At 53.6% G+C, this 20,996-nt stretch carries 14 protein-coding genes; 11 read left to right on the top strand and 3 right to left on the bottom strand.

Annotated features, from left to right (window positions below; genetic code table 11):
• Window positions 1-24: 24 nt before the first annotated feature.
• The 6 genes from IPN28_00785 to IPN28_00760 all read left to right on the top strand — a co-directional run bounded on the left by IPN28_00785 (window position 25) and on the right by IPN28_00760 (window position 7,466).
• Complete coding sequence (locus tag IPN28_00785; protein ID QQS57386.1) at window positions 25-906, top strand: cytochrome c oxidase subunit 3; 882 nt, start codon at window positions 25-27, stop codon at window positions 904-906.
• A gap of 11 nt (window positions 907-917) precedes the next feature.
• On the top strand, window positions 918-1,271 hold the full coding sequence (locus tag IPN28_00780) for a DUF983 domain-containing protein (GenBank protein ID QQS57385.1): 354 nt from the start codon (window positions 918-920) through the stop codon (window positions 1,269-1,271).
• Window positions 1,268-1,978 (top strand): SURF1 family protein, encoded by a 711-nt coding sequence (locus IPN28_00775; protein ID QQS57384.1) that lies wholly within the window; start codon window positions 1,268-1,270, stop codon window positions 1,976-1,978. The genes IPN28_00780 and IPN28_00775 overlap by 4 nt, the downstream gene beginning before the upstream one ends.
• A 226-nt stretch (window positions 1,979-2,204) precedes the next feature.
• Window positions 2,205-2,726, top strand: a complete 522-nt coding sequence (locus IPN28_00770) for a hypothetical protein (GenBank protein QQS57383.1) — start codon at window positions 2,205-2,207, stop codon at window positions 2,724-2,726.
• Between the two features lie 204 nt (window positions 2,727-2,930).
• A complete protein-coding gene (locus IPN28_00765; protein ID QQS57382.1) occupies window positions 2,931-4,496 on the top strand; it encodes a peptidoglycan DD-metalloendopeptidase family protein in 1,566 nt (521 codons plus the stop codon).
• A gap of 306 nt (window positions 4,497-4,802) precedes the next feature.
• Window positions 4,803-7,466, top strand: a complete 2,664-nt coding sequence (locus tag IPN28_00760) for an Rne/Rng family ribonuclease (protein QQS57381.1) — start codon at window positions 4,803-4,805, stop codon at window positions 7,464-7,466.
• Between the two features lie 7 nt (window positions 7,467-7,473).
• On the opposite strand, the gene IPN28_00755 is transcribed toward IPN28_00760, so the two are convergent.
• Both IPN28_00755 and IPN28_00750 read right to left on the bottom strand, forming a co-directional pair.
• On the bottom strand, window positions 7,474-9,033 hold the full coding sequence (locus IPN28_00755; protein QQS57380.1) for a TerC family protein: 1,560 nt from the start codon (window positions 9,031-9,033) through the stop codon (window positions 7,474-7,476).
• A gap of 81 nt (window positions 9,034-9,114) precedes the next feature.
• Complete coding sequence (locus IPN28_00750) at window positions 9,115-10,290, bottom strand: aminotransferase class I/II-fold pyridoxal phosphate-dependent enzyme (protein ID QQS57379.1); 1,176 nt, start codon at window positions 10,288-10,290, stop codon at window positions 9,115-9,117.
• Window positions 10,291-11,001: 711 nt separating this feature from the next.
• Here IPN28_00750 and IPN28_00745 point away from each other — a divergent pair.
• The 4 genes from IPN28_00745 to IPN28_00730 all read left to right on the top strand — a co-directional run bounded on the left by IPN28_00745 (window position 11,002) and on the right by IPN28_00730 (window position 18,835).
• Window positions 11,002-11,664: a hypothetical protein gene (locus tag IPN28_00745; protein ID QQS57378.1), complete on the top strand. Its 663-nt coding sequence runs from the start codon at window positions 11,002-11,004 to the stop codon at window positions 11,662-11,664.
• Between the two features lie 48 nt (window positions 11,665-11,712).
• On the top strand, window positions 11,713-12,777 hold the full coding sequence (locus tag IPN28_00740) for a glycosyltransferase (GenBank protein ID QQS57377.1): 1,065 nt from the start codon (window positions 11,713-11,715) through the stop codon (window positions 12,775-12,777).
• A 49-nt stretch (window positions 12,778-12,826) separates the two neighbouring features.
• Window positions 12,827-13,189 carry a hypothetical protein gene (locus IPN28_00735; protein ID QQS57376.1) on the top strand — a complete coding sequence of 121 codons (363 nt, stop codon included), beginning with the start codon at window positions 12,827-12,829 and terminating at the stop codon, window positions 13,187-13,189.
• 198 nt (window positions 13,190-13,387) lie between these two features.
• Window positions 13,388-18,835, top strand: a complete 5,448-nt coding sequence (locus IPN28_00730) for a hypothetical protein (GenBank protein ID QQS57375.1) — start codon at window positions 13,388-13,390, stop codon at window positions 18,833-18,835.
• Window positions 18,836-18,875: 40 nt separating this feature from the next.
• Here IPN28_00730 and IPN28_00725 read toward each other — a convergent pair whose 3' ends face one another.
• Window positions 18,876-19,472, bottom strand: coding sequence for a DNA-3-methyladenine glycosylase I (locus tag IPN28_00725; GenBank protein QQS57374.1), 597 nt, complete (start codon window positions 19,470-19,472; stop codon window positions 18,876-18,878).
• A 51-nt stretch (window positions 19,473-19,523) separates the two neighbouring features.
• Here IPN28_00725 and IPN28_00720 point away from each other — a divergent pair, with 51 nt between their 5' ends.
• Complete coding sequence (locus IPN28_00720; GenBank protein QQS57373.1) at window positions 19,524-20,588, top strand: DUF3137 domain-containing protein; 1,065 nt, start codon at window positions 19,524-19,526, stop codon at window positions 20,586-20,588.
• Window positions 20,589-20,996: the final 408 nt, after the last annotated feature.

The raw sequence follows: 20,996 nt of genomic DNA, 5'->3' as shown, positions 1-20,996 counted from the left end.
TCTTACGTTAAGCAGGAACACCCAATGGCCGATCATATCGAATACTCCACCACCGGAAAGCCGCATCCCTATCATCTGGTGCGGCCCAGTATCTGGCCACTGATGGGCTCTCTGGCCGGGTTTTTGCTGGCGTGCGGGGCGATCATGTATATGCACAAGGTGCATCTGTTCGCCGATCCGGCGAACGGGGTCGAGGGTTTTAATGTCGGCCTGAGCGGGATTATTGTCGGGCTGGTTGCGGTTTTGCTGGTGATGTTCTTCTGGTGGAAGGACGTTGTTCATGAAGCTGTGGCGGAAAAGGCGCATACGCCGATCGCCAAGGTCGGGTTCCGTTATGGCATGGCGCTGTTCATCGCATCGGAGGTCATGTTCTTCGTGGCGTTTTTCTGGGCGTTCTTCAGTTCAGCCTTTTATCCTACGGAGTTTATCGGCTATGTCTGGCCGCCGGCGGGGATGCACGTGATCGAGCCGTTCGACCTGCCGTTTATGATGACGCTAATTCTTTTGCTCTCGGGCTGCTGCGTGACCTGGGCGCACCATGCGATTCTCGAAGGCGATAAAAAGGGTCTGGCCATGGGGCTGGCGCTCTCGGCGTTTCTCGGGTTTTTCTTTATGGGTTTTCAGGTCTACGAATACGCCCACGCGCATTTCACCTTTAACGAAAACGTCTATACGTCCGCCTTTTACATGGCGACCGGGTTTCACGGGTTCCATGTGATCGTGGGGGCGATTTTCCTGTTCGTGTGCTGGCTGCGCGCGCTCAAGGGGCATTTCACCGCCGAGAGCCATTTCGGGTTCGAGGCTGCGGCGTGGTACTGGCATTTCGTTGACGTGGTCTGGCTGTTCCTCTTTATTGCAATCTACTGGTGGGGCAATACGGTCGGGATGGATCTGCGGCCCCAGTAAGGGTCACGGTCATGGATACCTCCCTCGTCCGGCTGGCTTTGCGCTGCAAGTGCCCGCGCTGCAAGGAGGGGAATCTCTATAAGGATACGTTTAATCTTGCCTTGAACGATGTTTGCGCCGTGTGCGGCCTCAAGCTGGCGGATAATGACAGCGCGGACGGGCCGGCGGTCTTTCTGATCTTCATCCTCGGTTTTCTTCTTGTCCCCCTGGCTCTTCTTCTGGATGCGTTCGTGACTCCGCCGTTGTGGGTACATGGCGTGCTGTGGACTTTCGTGGCGCTGGTTTTGACGCTGGGGACGCTGAAGCCGATCAAGGCTTATATCCTCGCGCTGCAATTCAAGCACCGCCCGGGGGACTGGTCGTGAAGTTTCCTTTATGGGCGACGGTTTTTACCGTGCTAGGGGCGGCCTTGCTTTTCCGCCTCGGGTTCTGGCAGCTTGAGCGATCAGCGTGGAAAGCGTCCTTACTCGAATCCCTTGAAAAATCATCTTCTGCTAAATCCCTGTCGCAACCGTTATTGAAAGAGGGGCAGAGTTTAAATGCGTTGCAGGAATATCAGAGCGGTTTCATCGAAGGCACGTATCTTCTGGACCGCAGTATTCTGCTCGGGCCGCGGCTGCATGACAAGGTGCCGGGGTTTCACCTTTTGACTCCGCTGAAAACCGGAGAGGCGGTGTTGTTCGTTAATCGGGGGTGGGTTCCCAAGGGTTATTCCTTGCCTGAGTCCAAGCCTGTTCCTGTGCGGGTTGCAGGGCTTCTACGGACGCCTGAAGCGGCCAATTTCTCGGTCCCCGCCAACCAGCCGGAAAAAAATCTCTGGAGCCGCATTGACCTTGAGGTCTTTGCGTTGAGCCGAAAGGTTGAAGGCGTCCTGCCCTTCGTTTTTTATCTTGACTCCGAGAGGTTTAGCGAACAGGCGCTTTCCGAAAATCCTTCGCCGGTCGCCCTGAGTTTGCGGCCTTCGCTCAGCAATAATCATGCCGCTTATGCGGTTTTCTGGTTCACGATGGGGGGGCTGTTAATCCTTTTTTATTACTTGAGATTTCATAATAATAGTAGCCGGAAACCGTGAGGCCTTCCTTTAGAGTTTTCCGGCGTTTTCGAGATGTTCGCTTTTCTCAGCGGCGCCATCTTCCATAATACTCACAGCGTGTGGATGAAAATTTTCTTTTCGGAATTTTCCGGTTTGCCTTCGTGCCCCGATTTTGTAGACTGGCACCGATTCAAGCATGAGACCCCGTGCTGGTTGTCGGTATTGGTTATGATATGAAGCCAGTTAACATTGAGAGACGCGTGAGATGCTGAGAAGATTTAAATGCTCCTTTCTGGTTTTTGCTCTGGCGGTGGCTGTGAGTTCTCCTGCGGCGGCGAAGAGCGTCAAGCCGCGTCTGCTGGTTCAGGACGGCGACTGGAAGGCCTATGTCCTGACTGAGAATAATCAGAAGGTCTGTTACATGGTCAGTGAGCCCAAGAAAATGGAAGGCAAGTATTCCACCCGCGGGAAGGTTTATGTGCTGGTGACTCACAGGCCGTCGGAGAATACGCAGGATGTGTTTAGTTATATTGCCGGTTACAGCTACAAATCCGGGGCTTCGGTCAAGCTGAAGATCGACGGTCAGTCGTTCACCCTTTTTACGCAGGGGGACACGGCGTGGGCGGAGGATCCTAAAACGGACAAAAAGATTTCCGGTTTGATCCGTTCCGGTTCCAAGGTGACCGTTGAGGGGACTTCATCCCGCGGTACCCTGACCACCGACACGTTCAGCCTTAAAGGTTCAGGCGTGGCCTATAAAGCAATCTCAAAAGAGTGTCGCGTATAAGTCAGTATTTTCAAGGGAATAGCGATATTAGGAGAATATTCCCGAGTAATTTTGTGTTTTTATGGCAATAAAAGACGATCAAAACTTGGAAAATTGTTAATGATATGCTAACAGGATTCAAACTCTTCTCTGAATATGCTATGGTGCAGGGGATTTATTCCTCTCCCTTTCCTGTTCAGGAAAGATTTTTACTAAGATTGGAGTATGCTTTTGCGGTTGTTTAACACGCTTGCCCACCACATTTCTGTTTACCGCCTGCTGCCCGTTCGCCGGAGATACGTCCTGACCAGGACCAATCGTCCGCGCCTGCGTTATGTGACCGGCTGTGTTGCGCTTGCTGTTTTAGGTTCTGTCAGCCTGACCGGTCTTGTTTCGCCCTCCATCGCCTCTGTGGCCTGGAATTCCGCCGAAGAAGATTTTACTACGCCTGTCGAAAGTGCGTCGCTTTCCGGGCTTGGGTTGCAAAATGTTGCTTCCGCCCTTTTTGGCTCTCTGGAGAGTGCCGAAGGGGACATGGTTAAAGCGCTTGCGAATCTTCAGCCTGCCGCCGGCGAGGGGCTGGATATCGCTCCTGTCGCACCTCCCGTTTCTGCGCCTGCGGTTACGCCTGTTGCTGTCCCCAAAAAGGATTTACGCCCTGTCGGTCCGCGTGAGGAAAATATCCGCATCGGCTCGGGCGAGACTGTTGCCGGTGTCCTTCAGGAGGCCGGGGTCAGCGGTCTTGACGCCCATAATATCGTCAAGGCGATGAGTCAGCATTTCGATCCGCGTGATGTCCGTGCGGGCCAAACCCTGTCGGTGCGTGTTGAGCCCGGTCATGAGGGGATGGAGTTTGAATCCCTCAAGATGAAAATCGACCCGATCAAGGAAGTCGTGGTCAGCAAGAAGGCCGAGAACGATTTCCGGGCCAAGATCGTCGAGCGTCCGGTTTATGTCCATGTCGATGCCGTGAATGCCAAGATCGATAATTCCCTTTACGGTTCGGCGGCTCATGCGGGCATCCCCGCTTCCGTGGTTTCCGAGATGATCCGCATTTATTCGTATCAGGTGGACTTCCAGCGCGACATCAAGGAAGGCGACAAGTTCGAAATCCTTTATGAAACCTATAAAACCGAGGATGGGGATTTTGCCCGTTACGGCGATATTCTCTATGCCAATCTGGCGATCGACGGGAAGAAGATTCCCGTTTACCGCTACGAGAACAAGGACGGGCAGGTGGATTATTACGGTGAAGACGGGATGACCTTCAAGAAGACCCTGATGCGGACGCCTGTTGACGGGGCGCGGATGTCTTCCGGGTTCGGAATGCGCCGTCACCCGATCAGCGGTTATACAAAGATGCACAAGGGGATTGATTTCGCTGTGGCGATGGGAACGCCCATCTATGCCGCGGGCGACGGGACGGTCGAGATTTCGGGACGGAAGGGTGCGTATGGAAATTATGTCCGCATCCGCCATAACAACGAGATGAAAACCGCCTACGCCCATATGCAGAAAATCGCCAAGGGCATTACGCCGGGGCAGAAGGTCAAGCAGGGGCAGATTATCGGTTATGTCGGCACAACGGGTCGCTCGACAGGACCGCACCTCCATTACGAAGTTCTCCTTAAGAACAAACCTGTCAATCCGAACAGCGTCAAGCTGCCGACCGGACAGAAGCTGGCAAAAAATGAAATGAAGAGATTCAAGGCCCATGTCTCCAGCGTCAAGCAGCAATACGCTTCGCTGACCGAAGGCCTGAAATACGCACAGTACGAGCCGAAACCTTAAGTTCCCGTTCCGTGATTTTTCTGATACGCGCCGGATCGTGGCGAAGTTGGGGCGTTTTCGGTATTTTAATGTCGTCATCTTCGTAACTTTCCAGAATTTTCGGATTTCAGGTTTTTTGGCATTGAGCATTTCTTAACAAGGGTGTACAGTGACCCCCAGTTTATATGTTTGCGGCTTTGCGTTTGTTGTTACGTAAAAGGTTCCGCCGAGCTGCAAGCATCAAATCAATGTTGTAAATAAAGGCGTCGGGCTGGCGCATCGCTGCTATTGCAGGGCTGCAGGCTTGCGCTCAGGATGGAGAATAAAATGACAAAGCGTATGCTTATTGACGCAACCCATGTTGAGGAAACACGGGTTGCGATTTGTGACGGGAACAGGCTGGTCGAATACGACTACGAAAGCAAGAACCGTAAACCCCTTAAAGGCAGTATTTTTCTGGCGAAGGTGACGCGTGTTGAACCTTCCCTGCAAGCGGCGTTCGTGAATTTCGGCGGCAACCGCCATGGTTTCCTGCCTTTTTCCGAGATTCACCCCGATTATTTCCGGATTCCGATCGAGGACCGCGAGGCGCTTATGGCCGAGCAGGAGGCGTTCCTCAAGGCTCATGATGAGCAGGAGCAGCGCGAGGAAGAACTGGCCGAACAGTCCGGGGGCGCTGAGGGTTCCTCCGAGAGTCCTGACGATGAGAATTTCGAAGCCGGGGAGGGTGATCTTCCCGCCGTTGAAGAAGTCGGGGGCATGGTTCCTTCGGTTTCCGAGGATGACGATGAGGGTGGCCAGCCATCAGGTTCGGGTAGCCGTTCCGAGGATCCGGTCTCAGGGTTATATGATGACGATGATGGTTATGCCGCAGATGCCGCCGGTGAGCCTATCGCGCAAGGACATGATGACGGCCAGCGCGGGAATGAACCTGTTAGTGATGATGAAGATAGTCCTTCAGAAGCGGGAGCAGACGCCCAGCAGGAACCGCGCCACGGTGATTCCCAGGGAGAAGGCCGCAACAGAGGACGCAGTCGCGGTCGCCGTTTCCGCGGCGGACGCGGGCGCAAGCGCAGTGCCTACCGCAACCCGAATGTCGAGGTTGTCGGGGGCGAGGATGCCGATGAGGGCGGCCATTCCGGTGCCGGATTCCGTTTCAACCTGCGGCGTAAATACAAGATTCAAGAAGTCATCAAGCGCGGGCAGATCATGCTGGTGCAGGTTTCCAAGGAAGAGCGCGGAAACAAGGGCGCAGCGGTTACGACCTATCTTTCGCTTGCCGGCCGGTATTGCGTCCTGATGCCCAACAGCCCCCGCGGCGGCGGCGTCAGCCGGAAAATCGCCAATCATAATGACCGTTCCCGGATGCGCGAGATCATGAAGGATCTCGAAGTTCCGATGGGGATGTCCGTGATTCTCCGCACGGCCGGGGTCTCGCGCACGAAGGTGGAGATCAAGCGCGATCTTGATTATCTGCTGCGGCTGTGGGACACGATCCGCGATTTGACGCTGCAATCGACCGCTCCGGCCCTTGTCTATGAGGAAGCCGACCTGATTAAGCGTTCGATCCGCGATCTGTACGACCGCGATATCGAGGAAATTCATGTGGCCGGCGCTGACGGATTCAAGAACGCCCGCGATTTCATGAAGATGCTGGTGCCTTCGCACGTCAAGAAAGTCCTGCCGTACGAGGAGGAGCATCTGCCGCTCTTTACCCGTTATCAGGTCGAATCGCAGATCAGCGAGATCGGGCAGAATCAGGTGCGTTTGCGCTCTGGAGGCTATCTTGTTATCAATCCGACCGAGGCGCTGGTCTCGATTGACGTGAACTCCGGCAAGGCCACGAAGGAGCGGCATATCGAGGAAACTGCCCTTAACACCAACCTCGAAGCCGCCGATGAAATTGCGCGGCAGCTGAAATTGCGCGATCTGGGCGGGCTGGTTGTGATCGACTTCATCGACATGGAAGATCGCCGCAATAACGCCCGCGTCGAGCGACGCGTACGCGATGCGCTGTCCAGAGACCGTGCGCGTGTTCAGGTCGGACGTATTTCTTCCTTCGGGCTTATGGAGCTTTCGCGCCAGAGGCTGAATCCCAGCCTCACCGAGGCGCAGTACGAGACCTGTCATAACTGCAAAGGCTCCGGTCTTGTCCGCACGGAGGACGCCATGTCCATCGTGGTTCTGCGGGCGATTGAGGAGGAGGGAATCCGCGGACGTGCGGCGCAACTCGTTGTCAATATCACTTCCCGCGTGGCGCTTTATATTCTCAATTACAAGCGCGCCAATCTGGCGGATATCGAGAAACGCTATTCCCTGCAGGTTCTGATCCGCGTGGATGACGAGATCGGTGCGTCCGAACACCGGATTGAAGTGTCCCGGCCTTCCGATAAAGCGGCGGCTGAGCGCGATGTCGGTAAGCCTCCCGCTCGTGAGGCTCCCAAGCCTGCGGCCTGGCAGGGTGATTCGACGCCCGACTCCGACAGCGATGAGTCTTATGAAGACGAAGAGGCGGACGATCCGGTCGGTAACCAGAGGGTTTCCGAAGACGATTCCGATGAAGGCACGGGCAACCGCCGGGACGAGCATCGTGGCGGCGGCGGTGGAGGTCCGCGTGAAGGCGGACGGCGCAGAGGCCGGCGCGGTGGCCGCGGACGGCGCGACAAGAACCGCGAAGGGCGTGGAGAATTTCGTGAAGGCGGTGCGCGTGAGCCCCGTCCGGGTCGCGGAAACCGTCCTGAACGCGATGAGTCTTTCCCGAAAGAGCCCCGTGAGCAGGACAACAACTCTTCCGAGCCTGTGGTCGTGTCTGAATTACGGACTTCCGAACCCGCAGCGCCGTTCGAACCAAACCCTCCCCAACGGGATGTTGTGGTGGAAGCGCGGCCTGAGCGCAAGGAGCGCACTCCGTCTTCGTCAGCGTCTTACGAGGTGGTCAGCGAAGCGCCCAAGAGCAAGAAAAAAGGCTGGTGGAACAAGCTGATCGAGTGAAGCTTGGTCAGGAGTCGTTTTTGGTCAGCCGCATCCGGCTGACCCGGCGGCCGTTCATTTTTTCGATCTTTATGCTCCAGCCGGACAGCTCGAAGGTGTCCCCCTTTTGCGGCAGTTTTCGAAGCATATTGAGGGCGACGCCTGCCGCCGTGGTGTAGTTCCCCTTATTCGGCCAGTCGATGTCCGGGCCCATGATTTCCTGCAGTTCCTGAAGGGTGAGGTTGCCGTTGACGACAAACGAGCCATCGTTTTTGCGTTCCTGCTGGAAGTCGTCTTCCTCGTGGTCTTCGGGCATATCGCCCGCGATGGCTTCAATCACGTCGGTCAGCGTCACCAAACCCAGAAGTGAGCCGTATTCATCGATCACAAAACCGACGTGTATCCGGTTTTTACGAAACGAGTCCATCGTCTGTAGAACTGTCAGATTTTCCGGCAGGGCGACGGGCTGGAGGACCAGCTTGTGCAGAGTGTCCAAAGTCTTTCCCGATATAAAATGGTCCGCCAGATCCTTTTTCTGGATCATTCCCGAGGGTTCGTCGATCGAACCCTGACCGGCGATGACCAGACAGGAATAGGGACAGTCCTGAATTTCACGTTGAAGAGTCTCGCGGGAGTCCTCCAGATCGATCCAGTAGAGATCGTTGCGCGGGGTCATGATCGCCGAGACGGGCTGCTGCGCGAGTTGCAAGACCCGCCCGATCATCAGGCGCTCCTCGGGTTTGAAGACGTTCATTTCCTTTTCGCTGGGGGCCAGAACCGATAACTCCGAAACCAGACCGGGTTGCGCGGACTTCATGCCTAGAAGGCTAATCACTGCCTCGGATACCCGCGTGCGGGCATCCATTTTTTTGACCGTTTTCCTGCGGTTTTGCTGGGCGAGCTGGTTGAAGGCCTCGATGATGACAGAGAAACCAATCGCGGCGTAGAGATAACCTTTGGGGATATGGTAATCGAATCCCTCGACGATCAGGCTGAAACCGATCATCAGCAGGAACCCCAGGCAGAGGATCACCACCGTCGGGCGCGTGCTGACGAAATTCATCAGCGGGTTACTGGCAATCATCATCAGGATCATAGCGATGATGACCGAGATCATCATGACGGGCAGGTGTTCGGTCATGCCCATGGCGGTGATGACAGCGTCGATGGAGAACACGGCATCCAGAATGACGATCTGGAGGATGACGGGCCAGAAACTGGCGTAGGACAACTCGTCGTCCTTTTCCCTGTGGCTTCCCTCCAGCTTCTCATGGAGTTCCATCGTCGCTTTGAAGAGCAGGAAGGTGCCGCCAACCAGCATGATCAGATCACGTGCCGATATTTCGCTTCCCATGAGGTTGAATAAAGGGGTTGTCAGCGTGGCGAGCCACGTAATGCTGGCCAGAAGCACAAGCCGCATAAGCAGAGCCAAGGTCAGTCCGATTATCCGGGCCTTCTGCCGCTGCTCCGGGGGGAGCTTGTCGGAGAGGATGGCGATAAAGATCAGGTTGTCGATCCCGAGTACTATTTCGAGAACGACCAGTGTGACCAGGCCCGCCCATATTGTCGGATCGAAGAGAATTTCCATCAGAGTTTCTTATGCATTTGCGGAGAGTGTATCACAATTTCATGCTCATCGAAGAGGAACCGATGCCATTGGCTGTAATTATCAAGATTGCCATTTTTTCAAACGCTCACAAGCCTCTATTATGTCTTCCGTCTTGTCGGCATAACAGATACGGATCGTTCCGTGTCCCCGTGCGACGTCAAAATCCATGCCGGGAGTTGTCGATACGCGGGCTTCGTCGAGCATCCGACGGCAATAGGCTTCGCTGTCGTTGGTCAGGTGGTGTACGTCCGCATAAACATAAAAGGCGCCATCGGCGTTGGAGATGCTCGTGAACCCGGCCTTCGGGAGTTCGCGCAGGAGGATGCCGCGGTTTTCGCGGTAGGTTTCCACGTAGGCGTTCAAAGCGTCCAGGTGATCGAAAATCTTGAAGGCCAGATGCTGTGAAATGGTCGGGGGCGAGACGAACAGATTCTCGGAGAGTTTTTTGACGCGGTCTGTCAGGTCATCGGGCAACACCAGCCAGCCTAGACGCCAGCCCGTCATGGCGAAATATTTTGAAAAGGTGTTGAGGACAATGGCGCTTTTTGAATAGTTTGCCGCCGTTTCCGCTTTACGGTTGTAGGTGATGCCATGATAGGCCTCGTCGGAAACCAGGCGAACACCCCTGTTTTCGCACCAGTTGGCGATTTTTTCCATTTCACCCGCCGGCAGCATGGTTCCCGTCGGATTAGAGGGGCTGTTGATGATCAGGCCGTCAAAGGATTTTGCCGAGCGTTCGAGGAGTTCGGCTGTCGGCTGGTAGTTGGTCTGTGGTGACGTTTCGATTTCCACCGCCTGAATGTTGAGGGCGGTCAGGATGTTTTTATAGGCCGGGTAGGTCGGGGTGGTGATGGCGACGCGGTCTCCGGCGTCGAAGGCGGCCAGAAAGGCGAGGATGAAGCCCCCCGAAGAGCCGGTCGTAATGACCACGTTCCGCGGATTGACGTCTGCCCGATAATAGTCCTTGTAGTAGGCGGCGATCCTTTCGCACAGGCTCGGCATCCCCACGGCTTCGGTATAGCCCTGCCGCGGGTCGGAGCGGATTTTGGAGATGGCGTATTCCAGGGCTTCGGGCGGTGCGCCGACGTTGGGCTGGCCTGCCCCCATGCGGCGGATATCTGTGCCCTTGGTGGCCCGCTCATTGACTTCCCTTAAGATATCGAGCGCCCGGAACATCGGAATGTCCGAGCGGTTTGAAACTTTTAAAGAATTTTTCTGCGTTTTTTCCTTGGCCATTGTCTGGCTCCTTACCCTTGGTTTGATAAAAAAGACATAAACGGCCCTTAAAAACAACCGGAAAATTTTCTTTCAGAGCGATTTAAGTCCTTGAGAAACAATATCTTTGAAATAAATTTAATTTATATAAAATTTTATATAACTTTTATACTTATTTTATTTGTTTTTTATTTAATAATAACCACCAAAAATACAAAAAAAATTTGCTTTTAATTTTATTTACTTTGTATTTACTTGTTATGTGTTATGTTAAACATATTGGGGGGTGCTTTGTGATGATGGTTGGATGGATTGCAATATTGTTCAGTTTGGCCTGTTTTCTGGTCGGTTTTTTCTCGCTCCATAAGTTTGGACCAGCGGAAGAGGGGGAGGGGGAAAAAAAAATCAGGAACGGAGATGGGTTCAAAAGGGCCGGGGAAGGCTCTGCTTGGGGACTCAAAAAGCAAATAAACCCGTAGGCCGTTTGTTTTTTTCGTGTGTTGGGGAGCCTGTTTTTCAGGCGGGAGGTTGGGTTAATCGTCGTTTTATCTCTTTGTCATGTGCAGGGCTTGTTTGTTCCTTTGTGTTGCCCCGTATGAATATATTTTCCGTAATGGAACAAGTAAGCATAACTTTAAACCGCCGTTCTCGGCGGTTTTTTTTTGCACTGGCCTTTTGTAAAGGCTAGTATAGGGTGTTCTGGTTCGACCGACTTATTCGCAGGGTTCTATAATGAAACGTTCATGCCTTGGCCTGTTTGCCCTTTTTGTCCTTACTGTTGCTCCTGTTTGCGACGCTTTTGCTGCGGAGGAGAAGGGGGCCGGGGTAGAGAGGGCTGCGCAGCAGAAATCCGAGACTAATACTGGTTCTTCCGATGAAAAAATTACAGATCCGGTTGGGCAAGCAAAAAACGAAGCCCTGCATCAGAAGTATGCATCGGTTATGGCGACACTGGATACCCGAGAGGTCCAGCATTTTGCTGTTGTGATTGTTAATTACAATCTCATAAGTACGGTTAAGGCTGTCGGGGAGGATGTTCAAGGTGCCGTTAATGGTTGCGCTGAGAATAATTCTGAGATTGCTGAGACGGTTAAGCAAAGGTTTGTCAAATGGAAAGAGGCTGTTGCAGCCCCGATGGCCGAGGCGGAGGCCAACGTCAACAATATGGTTCTCGCTCAGGATTACCTTTCGCAGACTGAGTTTTCGAATCTTTTCGGGCTGATCGAAGACGTGCGGAGGTATAATTCCAGCCGTTTTGAAAAGACCCCGGTTACGACTCCAGAAGCCTGCGAATTCATGCTTAGTAAGATGGACGAGACTCAGGAACATATGGTCGGAATGCTGAAGGCCACTCTCGTGAGCTATCCCTCGGCGCGGGAAAAGACGCAGGAATAATTTGAGTTTTTTTTGATATCTTAAGCTCTTATGAGAGTTCTTCAGGTTATGGCTGGTGCTTTGCAAGGCGGTGCTGAGGTCGCCTTTGTCGATACCTGCCTTGCCTTATCCAAAGCGGGCATCGCTCTTGAAGCTGTGATCCGTCCGCATGAAGTCCGCAGGGTCAGTCTTGAGCAGGCTGGAATACGGGTTCATACACTGCCTTTCGGGGGAACTCTGGATTTCTGGACTTCTCACAGGTTGAGGGCCATTATCCGATCCTTTCATCCGATTATCGTGCAGACGTGGATGTCTCGTGCGACGGAAAAGACGCCTCCGTGGTCTGCTTCATCAAATGTTTCGCGATATGCAATTATGGGGCGTTTGGGTGGTTACTACAATCTGAAGTATTACAAACACGCCGATTTCTTTTTGGCGAACACACCGGATATCCGGCAGTATCTAATTGAAAAGGGGGTTAGTCCAGAGCGGGTCCGGAATATCAATAATTTTGCCGAATTTGATGATTCTCCTGGAACGGTGAATCGTTCTGAATTTCAAACGCCCCCAAATGCCCCGCTTCTGCTGGCTCTGGGGCGGCTTCATCCCAGTAAGGCCTTCGATACGCTGATTAAGGCTGTTGCAGAAGTGCCCGAAGCTTACCTCTGGATTGCCGGGGAGGGGCCGGAGCGTTCGACGCTTGAGGCTTTGATTGCTTCTCTTGGTCTGGGGAAAAGGGTCAGGCTTTTGGGGTGGCGGGATGATCGCGGACCGTTGTTCCGAGCGGCCGATCTCTGTGTTTTTCCCTCCCGATATGAGGCGTTTGGTAATGTTTTTGCACAAGCCTGGGCGCAGAAAATACCCCTCATCACTACGGATTCTACCGGACCCAAACAATTCGTTCGGCATGAGGAGGACGTGCTTTTGACTCCGATTGATGACGTGGAGGCATTGAAAACCGCCATTCAGAGGCTTATTTCCGACCGGGATCTGGCTAAAAGGATTGCAGAGAGAGGTTACCGAAGATTTACAGAGGAGTTTTCCAAGGATAAAGCTATTGCGGCCTATCTTGAGTATTACAAATTTATTGAGGATTCCCTGATTTCTGGTTCCTTATTGCATAAGAGGGCTTAGGACGCAAAAAACACGTATTTTTCATTTTTTTTTGATACGATGCTACATTATGGCTGACGCTCCTCCAAATTATAGTATTTTCTCTGATGAGATATCTGACTATGTCTTTGATTTACAAGAATCTTTGGCTTATGTTCGCGCTTCATTGGGGCTTAGCAACGATTTTCCGGTCTATACCCGTGAAATGGGGCAGGAGGTTCTGGATACAATCGACCGTGAAATAAGGAGTTCACCGGATGATCTCAGCCCTGAAGAGCGGCAGGAGTACCTTTTTGAGCGTTTTTCGGAGAATATACCCTATGAGAAGAGGGTCCAGCTTTATCAAAACCCCAGGGCGCGGGCGGCTTTTATGAGCCTCTTTGAGCACGCAGACCTGCTGGTTGCCCAGGTTAATGCCCTGCATTTCGGGTAATAGGTTTTTAGGGGGGTGCCTTTAGTAGTGGTTAAGGAAATAAAAATTTGTAAATTTGTTTCCGATATGCCAGAATGGGCCTAAGTTTTTAAAGTATGTTACGATTCAGCAGAAGACTAAATAAAAAGGGCTGAGCGTATTGAGCGGTGATAATTAAGTGAAGATAAAAAAGCTTCACGTCACTTTTAGGGGTGAACAATGGGAAATTCTCCTACAGGACTGACCACAGAGCAGCAGATTTTTGCCAATTATGAGGCCCATGGCGGCGCGTTCGCCGGGATACGGCGGCTTCTCGGTCTTCCAGAAATCAGCGAGTATACGCCGCAAATCGGTGCCGAGACCAAAAGGGCTCATGAGGCGCTTTTGAAGTCCGTTCCATTGATTTTGCAACCTGAGTACCGGACCGCAGAGCTTTACCGCCGCATTTCTCCACGCATTCCTGCCGAGCTTAAAAGTCAGCTCGATTCCAACCCACAGGCCAAAAGCGCCTTCATGGCAACTTTTTTGCAGCTTGATGCTCATGTGGATTATCTGGACCGTTTTTATCAGGCCAGCCAGGGCGCTGCTCCTGCTCCTGCCGCCGTATCTACTGCTGCGTCCGGTGTGCCGAATTACACGCCAGCCCAGAGGCAAGCTATCCGTTCGGCCATGGATATTGTTTCAAAGGATTCTGTTCCAGCGGAACTGAACAATAGCACCGCTCATGCCAATCTTGGCAATTTAACCAATACGGCCCGTGCGATTGGCACAGCCTTGCGGATGAATGTCAATCAGATCGGTAATGCCCAGCTCGGTCAGGCTCTCGAAACCAAACTGAAAGAGCTTACCACAGCTTTTGTCGGTAGCCAGAGAGATCCTTCTGCCGTCACTCAGGCCCAGATCAACGCGCATTTCAAAAACACCTATGGATTCGAGTTGTCCAACGCTTCAAAGGTTATCCAGGGCATGAAGACCGTTGCCGTTTCGGGAGCCTTCAGTGCTGCTCCGGCACCAGCCGCTCCGGCGGCTCCTGCTCCTGCGCCGCAGGAGGTGACCCCCGATGCACGGACGATGCAGGCGATGGATGCTATACGGACCCAGGTCTTTCCGGCGTTGGATATCCGCCCCAGAGGAACCGATGTTGCTGCTTTCGGTCGTGATTTCGGTCAGGCCTCGCAGATGCTGGCTAACCTGTTCCAGATTCAAGGCGATCCCAACAGCCCGCAAGTCCGGACTCAGATTACGCAGAAGCTTAACGAGCTTGCGACCCATCCCAAGATCGGGGCTTTACGCGATGCCGCCAGTCTTCCCATGGGTGCCAGTTCGGCGTTCCGTGTGTTGGTCCAGGCCGAAAACCGGGAGATGTACGACCGTCTGCCGCAGGCCGTCAAAGATAATCCGTCTATTCTTTTCGCTCTTCTTGACAACCGGAATCAGATTTTCGCCGATATGAATCAGGTCTATGCGAGCAATATCCTTAACCCTCAGGTTGTTCCTGCACAGGTCCAGCCTGCCCCTGCCGGAAGCGGTCAGCCTGCGGCTCCTGCTCCTGCCGCTCCTGCTACTGGTGGCGGCGCCGATTCAGGTGCAGCGGCTGGCGGTGCTGATGCCCTGCAGAAAGCGGCCCAGATTCAACAAGAGATCATGGGGCTTGCAAGCGTTCTCGGTGTTCCTGTTACTGCTGAGGCTCTGCCCCAGCTCGCGCAAAATCTTCAGACAGCTCTCACAAATCACAGAACGAATTTCTTTACTCAGAATGGGACCGCCACACAAGAGCAGTACATTCAGAATCTCCGCAATATAACGGGTGTTCAGAATCTTACCATCGACAGGCTGAATAAGATTGTTGCTGCGGCTGGTCGTTTGGGTCAGGCGGGCGTTATCACTGCAATGCAGAGCCCCAATCCACCCACATTTACCGCAGAGCAAGTCGCTGCTGTTAATGAGGTCCATCAGGGGCTGTTCGGTGCTTCCGGATCTGGAGCTGCACCAAGGCCTTCCGGCCCTCCGACTGATGCGGAGATCCGTCATGCCAGCACGGTCGTAGAATCTGCTCTTATCAAGCTTGGCGGTGCTGTTTCTCAGATCGGTGGCGGTTTTGGGGGAAGTATCGCCGGTCTTGCGGGCTTTAGCCCTCCCACGCAGGCCGATGGCGTTTTTGATGAACAGTCTCAAAATGCCCTGCATATGGTCCTGATGGGACTTAAGAAACTGGGCGGAGATAAGAACGCCGATGGGACATACACGGCGGCTATCGGGCAGAAGCTCATGCACGATATCCTGGTCAAGGAGAACTACGAAGTTGTCCGTCAGCAGCTTGGCCTTGAGACCATGTCTACAGAGGATGCTCAGAAGTTCGTGAGAAACCCTGAGGCCTATATTCAGGAAAAGCTGGCCGGAGAAGAGAATAAAGATAAAAGGGAGAAACTTGAGGCCTTTAACGAGCTTATCCGCAGCCTTAACACGCTAGAGCGTGCCAATAAGCTCAATAACGAAAAAGCCAAGGGCGTCACTTTCATGGGGACGGTCATGGACAAGATCGGGCAATTCCTGCCCGAGAGCATGAAAGGCTGGCTCAAGAATTTCTTCGAGAACGACAAAATCGGTCAGATGCTTGCCGGATTCCTCAATATGTTCGGCTTCCCGGTCCAGAGGCTCTGGGGCGGTCAGGCACCGGGCGGCCAGCAGGTTCGCCAGACCGTGCGCGATGGCTACTATAACGAGCTTCAGGCGGTAAATTTCGACCATGCCAAGCTTAAAGAGAGAATTCTCACCAAGATGGATGAGTCTGTGGCTTTCAAGGCCGTTGAGCGTCTGCTGTTCCATGGGGCTGAGCGTGGTCACGTTCGCGCAGCGGTTACCCGGGCTCTTGATGCTGCCAGGGACGGCAGTCAGGGTGATCCGAACAGGGCTGCCGAAATTTTTGCCGATGAAATGGTTAAAGAGGGTGAACGATACAAGGCGCTTTCTCCTGCCGAGCGTGCCAATTATCTGCAGCAGGTCCGCGATGCCTATCAGCAGGAAGTCAGCAGTATGCCGGGCGTTCCCGCTGCCGGGGCAGCGCCTGCACCACAGCCGGGTGCTGCCGCTCCTGCGCCGCAGCCCGGTGCAACCCCTGCGCCTCAACCCGGAGTTACCCCTGCACCTCAGCCTCAGCCCGGCACTCCTCAAATCAATCCGGCTCAGGCGGCAGCGGCTACGGCTGCGCCTGCTTCCAACGGTGTTCCGAATTATACCGATGCTCAGCTCCGCACCGTTTCTCAGGCGATGACCTTGGCCGGAATGACTGTTCCGGCGATCGGCCTGACCCGCGAGGGTGCGAAGACCGCGATCGAGCAAATTCACGCCCAGACATCTTCTGTTCTCACCAAGCTGGGCATTAACGCGGCGTCCAACCGTTATGCAGGTTCGTATGACGATATCGGTGCAAAGGTTACCCAGCGTCTGGCTGAAGAACGTCGGGCATTCTTTACCTCCGATACTGCAACGGAAGCCGGGTTCCGCGATCATCTCAAAACGAAATTCGGCATCGAAAACGCCGCGCAGGCGAGCAATCTGGCCAAGGCTTTCGTCGATATCCAGAAATCGGGCGCCATGAATCTCGGCGCTCCGCAAGTGACCCCGGCGCAAGCCGTTTCTGCTTCTGCTGCGCCTTCCGCTGACGGCTCGGTTGTTCAGACCGGTGACAAGAGATTTGAAATCATTCTCACTCCTGATACAGCTCAATATACGCCCGGTCCGACGCGTTATTCCTACGGTCGTGTCGTTGAGCTTCAGAATATCCTCAGCCAGAATTCCAGGGCTCTTGAATTGTCCACAAAACCTGAAGCTTATATGCGGGCTGCGGGCGGGCGGGGTACCGATACTATGACCAGGTCGACCTGTATGGCACTTGAGGAGCTGGCTGTGCGTGCACAACTGGCCAAGGGTGTGGAACTCTCCGCCTTGTCTCACCGTTATAACGAATCGACGATTTCCGCCGTGACCGATTATATGCGCGGGAAGGGGATGAACCAGCAGGACATCGAAAAGTTCGTCCGCACGGTCCGCGATCTTGAAGCTGATATGAAGTCTACTAATCCCCGCGACAGAAGCGCCGGTCCTGTCCAGCAGCACAGCGTCTGGGATCAGAGCTATATCCGTAATCAGGTCAGCGTCCGCGCCTTGGCTCCTGCTCCTGCCGTTGCTCCGACTGCTGCGCCTTCGGCTCCTGTTGACCGTTATCCGGGTATCAGAATGTCGCCGGAGAACGAGTTGCCGCCGGGTATGACCGTTGAGCAACTCTTTGAGCGTTATAAGCAACATAACAGCAACCCAGACTGCCCCAATCAGGGTCCGCTCATTCTCCAGCATGAGGGCCGTGCCTACGCGGGTGTTGTGCTTAAGGATAGCAACACTTTCAAGGTTATTGAACTGGATGGGTATCTTGAACCTCCCGGCGAAGGCAGCCGGAGACAAACGCTTAATGACAGCGATTTTGCCGTCCTCAGGGATAACTACAAGTGGCATAATCCGACCAAGGCCGGGATCGTTGCCTATATTGACAATCAGCTGTGTCTGGAGCCGAAGGCGCCTGCTGTGGCTCCTGCTGCTGCTCAGCCGCAACCTGCTCCTGCCGCCGCTGCTCCTGCTCCTGCTCCTGCCTCTCCCGTTCCGCCTGTGCGTGATCAGTTCAGAAGCAGCACCGCTGGAACAACTCCTGTCCCAAGGAATTACTGGGAATTGCCTCGTGTGAGAAACGATGTACTGGAGGGACTTGATAAGGGGTGTCTCAACGCCCGTGAATTGAAGTTTCTTTACGACCGGGCTGTTGCAACCCGCGAGATTCGTGAGGGTGGACCGCTGTTGACCCGCCTTAACCCTGAAGATAGAGAGCGTCTGGGCGGCGATATGATTATTTCCGTACGTAATACCCGTACGAAGGAGCTTGAGCACCGTCTGGTGAATTTTGAGGATCATAAGATCAAAATTGGCGGTTTGACCGAAAATTACAGTCGTGGTGCGACGATCCGTAGGCTTGATGATTTTCTGGGCACTAAGTATGACGATATGGCAATGACGGTCAGTACAAGCGCTAAGGGTGATAATATTTCTGAGGGCTATAAGAGAGATCATTCCCATGTGGTTGACGATGCTCTGCGTCAGTTGTTTATGCCTGGTTCTAGTGGCCGCATTGATAACCAGCGTTACTATTATTTGCAGCGTGAGTATGAAGGCGGTGAGAATGGCGGGCGTGGAGAGCAAGGGTATATGACCCGCCAGATGTACAGAGGGCGTGACGATACACAGGAGCGTATTTCCAACAGCACTCTATATCGCGGGGGCTATGTTTCCGGGAATGTTGGTGGAGAGCATGATCATGGCAGCTGCGAGGAATTTAATGACCGTAGCGGGCGCCGCCTCCGCAGGGATTATGAATATGAACACTATCGCGGACCAGGTTCGCCTTTGGTGAAGCTTGTGGGGCGTGTTTTTACCGGTAATATCGGCGATGGGAACCGTCAGTTGTTGGATGCGGCAATGAACGGAGATCAACAAATTCTTGAGAATATGAGGGATTGCCGCACGCGTTCGACCGTTGATCCTGTTCATTACTATGAGCGTGGGGGCTATCAACCTGGTTCGAGTATGGACCGTACCCCGGGTGTTGTTGATCTTCCCCGCTAAAGTCAGATTTCTTCAATCAGACCCCCTCGCGGGGGTCTTTTCATTTGTGGCGCGTGTGGCAGCCGTCCAGATGGTCGTTGACGATGCCCATGGATTGCATGAAGGCGTAGCAGGTGGTGGGGCCGACGAATTTCCAGCCACGTTTCTTGAGGGCTTTGGAAAGCGCCAAGGAGGCCTCCGATGTCGGCATGGAGGTCAGGGTTTTGTAATCCATTTTCTTCGGGCGGGATTTGGGGTCGGGCTCGAAGGACCAGAAAAACTCCGCCAATGAGCCTGTTTCCTTTTTCAATTCGATGGCACGGGCGGCGTTGTTGATGACGGCCTCGATTTTACCTCTGTGCCTTACGATTCCGGCATCCTGTAACAAGCGTTCGATATCTTTTTCGGTGTAGAGCGATATTCTTTCATCATCGAAATCGTGAAAGGCCTTTCTGAAGTTTTCGCGTTTTCGCAGGATCGTCAGCCAGCTCAGACCGGACTGGAAGCCTTCGAGGCAGATTTTCTCGAACATCCGGCGGTCGTCGCGCACGGGCTTGCCCCATTCCTCGTCGTGGTAGCGGATATATTCGGCATCATCGCCGCACCACCAGCAGCGCATTTTTCCATCGGTTCCGCAGATCAGGCCTTTGTCCGGCATCGAATTTCCCGTAAAATGTTCTCAGCCCGATCAGATTACACAGGTGCGTCGATGCTTCAAGCTTTCCTTTCCGGCAATTCCCCTTTCAGCAAAATATTCACGCCCAGCGGCCCGCCGCCGGAACCCAAGGAGGTCGAGGATCTGCGCGGGATGAGCGATCAGGAGTTCCTGCGTCACAGCAAGGAGCAACTTGAGGCGCTGGAGGTTTTGCGGCAGGAGAAATACGCCGTCTATAAAAGGCGCAAGATGATCGCGTGGCCGGCCGGGGCCATTTTGGGGCCGATTCTGGGGTATGTCGATTACTGGCTGTTGTGGCTCCAAAGCTCGAATGACGACGGCGCGGCGGGGCTGAGTGTTCTTTTTATGGGGGCGCTTTACGCGTGGGTGACGCAGCCCAAGCGGCAATATGCCAGCGCCTACAAGGTTGAAATCCTGCCCAAGCTGGCCAATCTGTTCGGGAATTTTTCCTATACGCCGGGGGGGCAGATTCCCGTTGAGCAGATGCAGCCTTCTAAAATTCTGCCCGCGCACGACAAGTATGAGTCCGAGGATCACTTCATCGGGAAGTACAAGGAGGTCGGCATCCAGTTTTGCGAGATCAACCTTCAGCAGCGGCGGCGGAGCAAAAACCGCACCTATTACGTCAGTATTTTCAAGGGGTTGGCGATACTGCTCGATATGAGCAAGAAGCGGTTTTACGGGCATACGATTCTGGACAAGGACCGGGGGAAGGTTTCCGAGTGGTTTGCCTCCCGTTCGCACGGGCTGAAGAAGGCCAATATGGTGGACCCGGAGTTCGAGAAGCTGTTCGATGCCTATACGAACGACCAGGTGGAGGCGCGGTATCTGATCGACCCCGTGATGATCGAGAAGCTCAAGGCGCTTTATGAGGAATATGACGGGGAGAAGATGGTGGCGGCGTTTTATGAAAGCAAGATGCTGATCCTGATTTCCAGCAAGCATAATCATTTCGAGCCGGCGGATATTTCCGTTCCGGCGACGGATCCGGAGTCGGTTTTGAATATGAAAAAGGAGATCGGGGAGGTGTTGTCGATCATCGACCAACTCGACCTTTACGATCCGCGCAAGGTGGAGGAGGCTCGGAAGAGCGCCTAAATGAACGTCATTCTGGAAGCGCTTCTCTCCATTCTTTTTATGTTTCTTACTGAAGTTTTCGGAAAGGAAGTATCTGAACGTGGAGGATGGTTTTTTTCTGACGAAACGGAAGAGGCTTTTTTAGAAGATAACAGGAGGCTTTTTCGTGAATTGGAGTTGCTCAGGCAGCAATATTATAGCTCCTATCGTTTTCGCAAACGGGTTGCTCCTACGATATTTTTTGTTCTGATTTTTCTCCCTCCTGCAGTTTTTGTTTACTTTCTTTATGGTAGACCCGAGCTTTATAAGCTTATTGAGGAGGCTCTTTTTACGACACTCGCGTTTTCTGCTTTTATGATCGTTTTTCTGATGCCTTGGTTGACGTCCCCCAAACGACAATATGTTAAAGAATACAAAAAGGCGTTTCTT

The sequence above is a fragment of the Alphaproteobacteria bacterium genome, from assembly GCA_016699735.1.
In the GTDB taxonomy this organism is placed as follows: Bacteria; Pseudomonadota; Alphaproteobacteria; order Micavibrionales; family Micavibrionaceae; genus JAGNKE01.
Note: the sequence above shows the minus strand (reverse complement) of the source record. Positions and strands in the feature narration are given on the sequence as shown.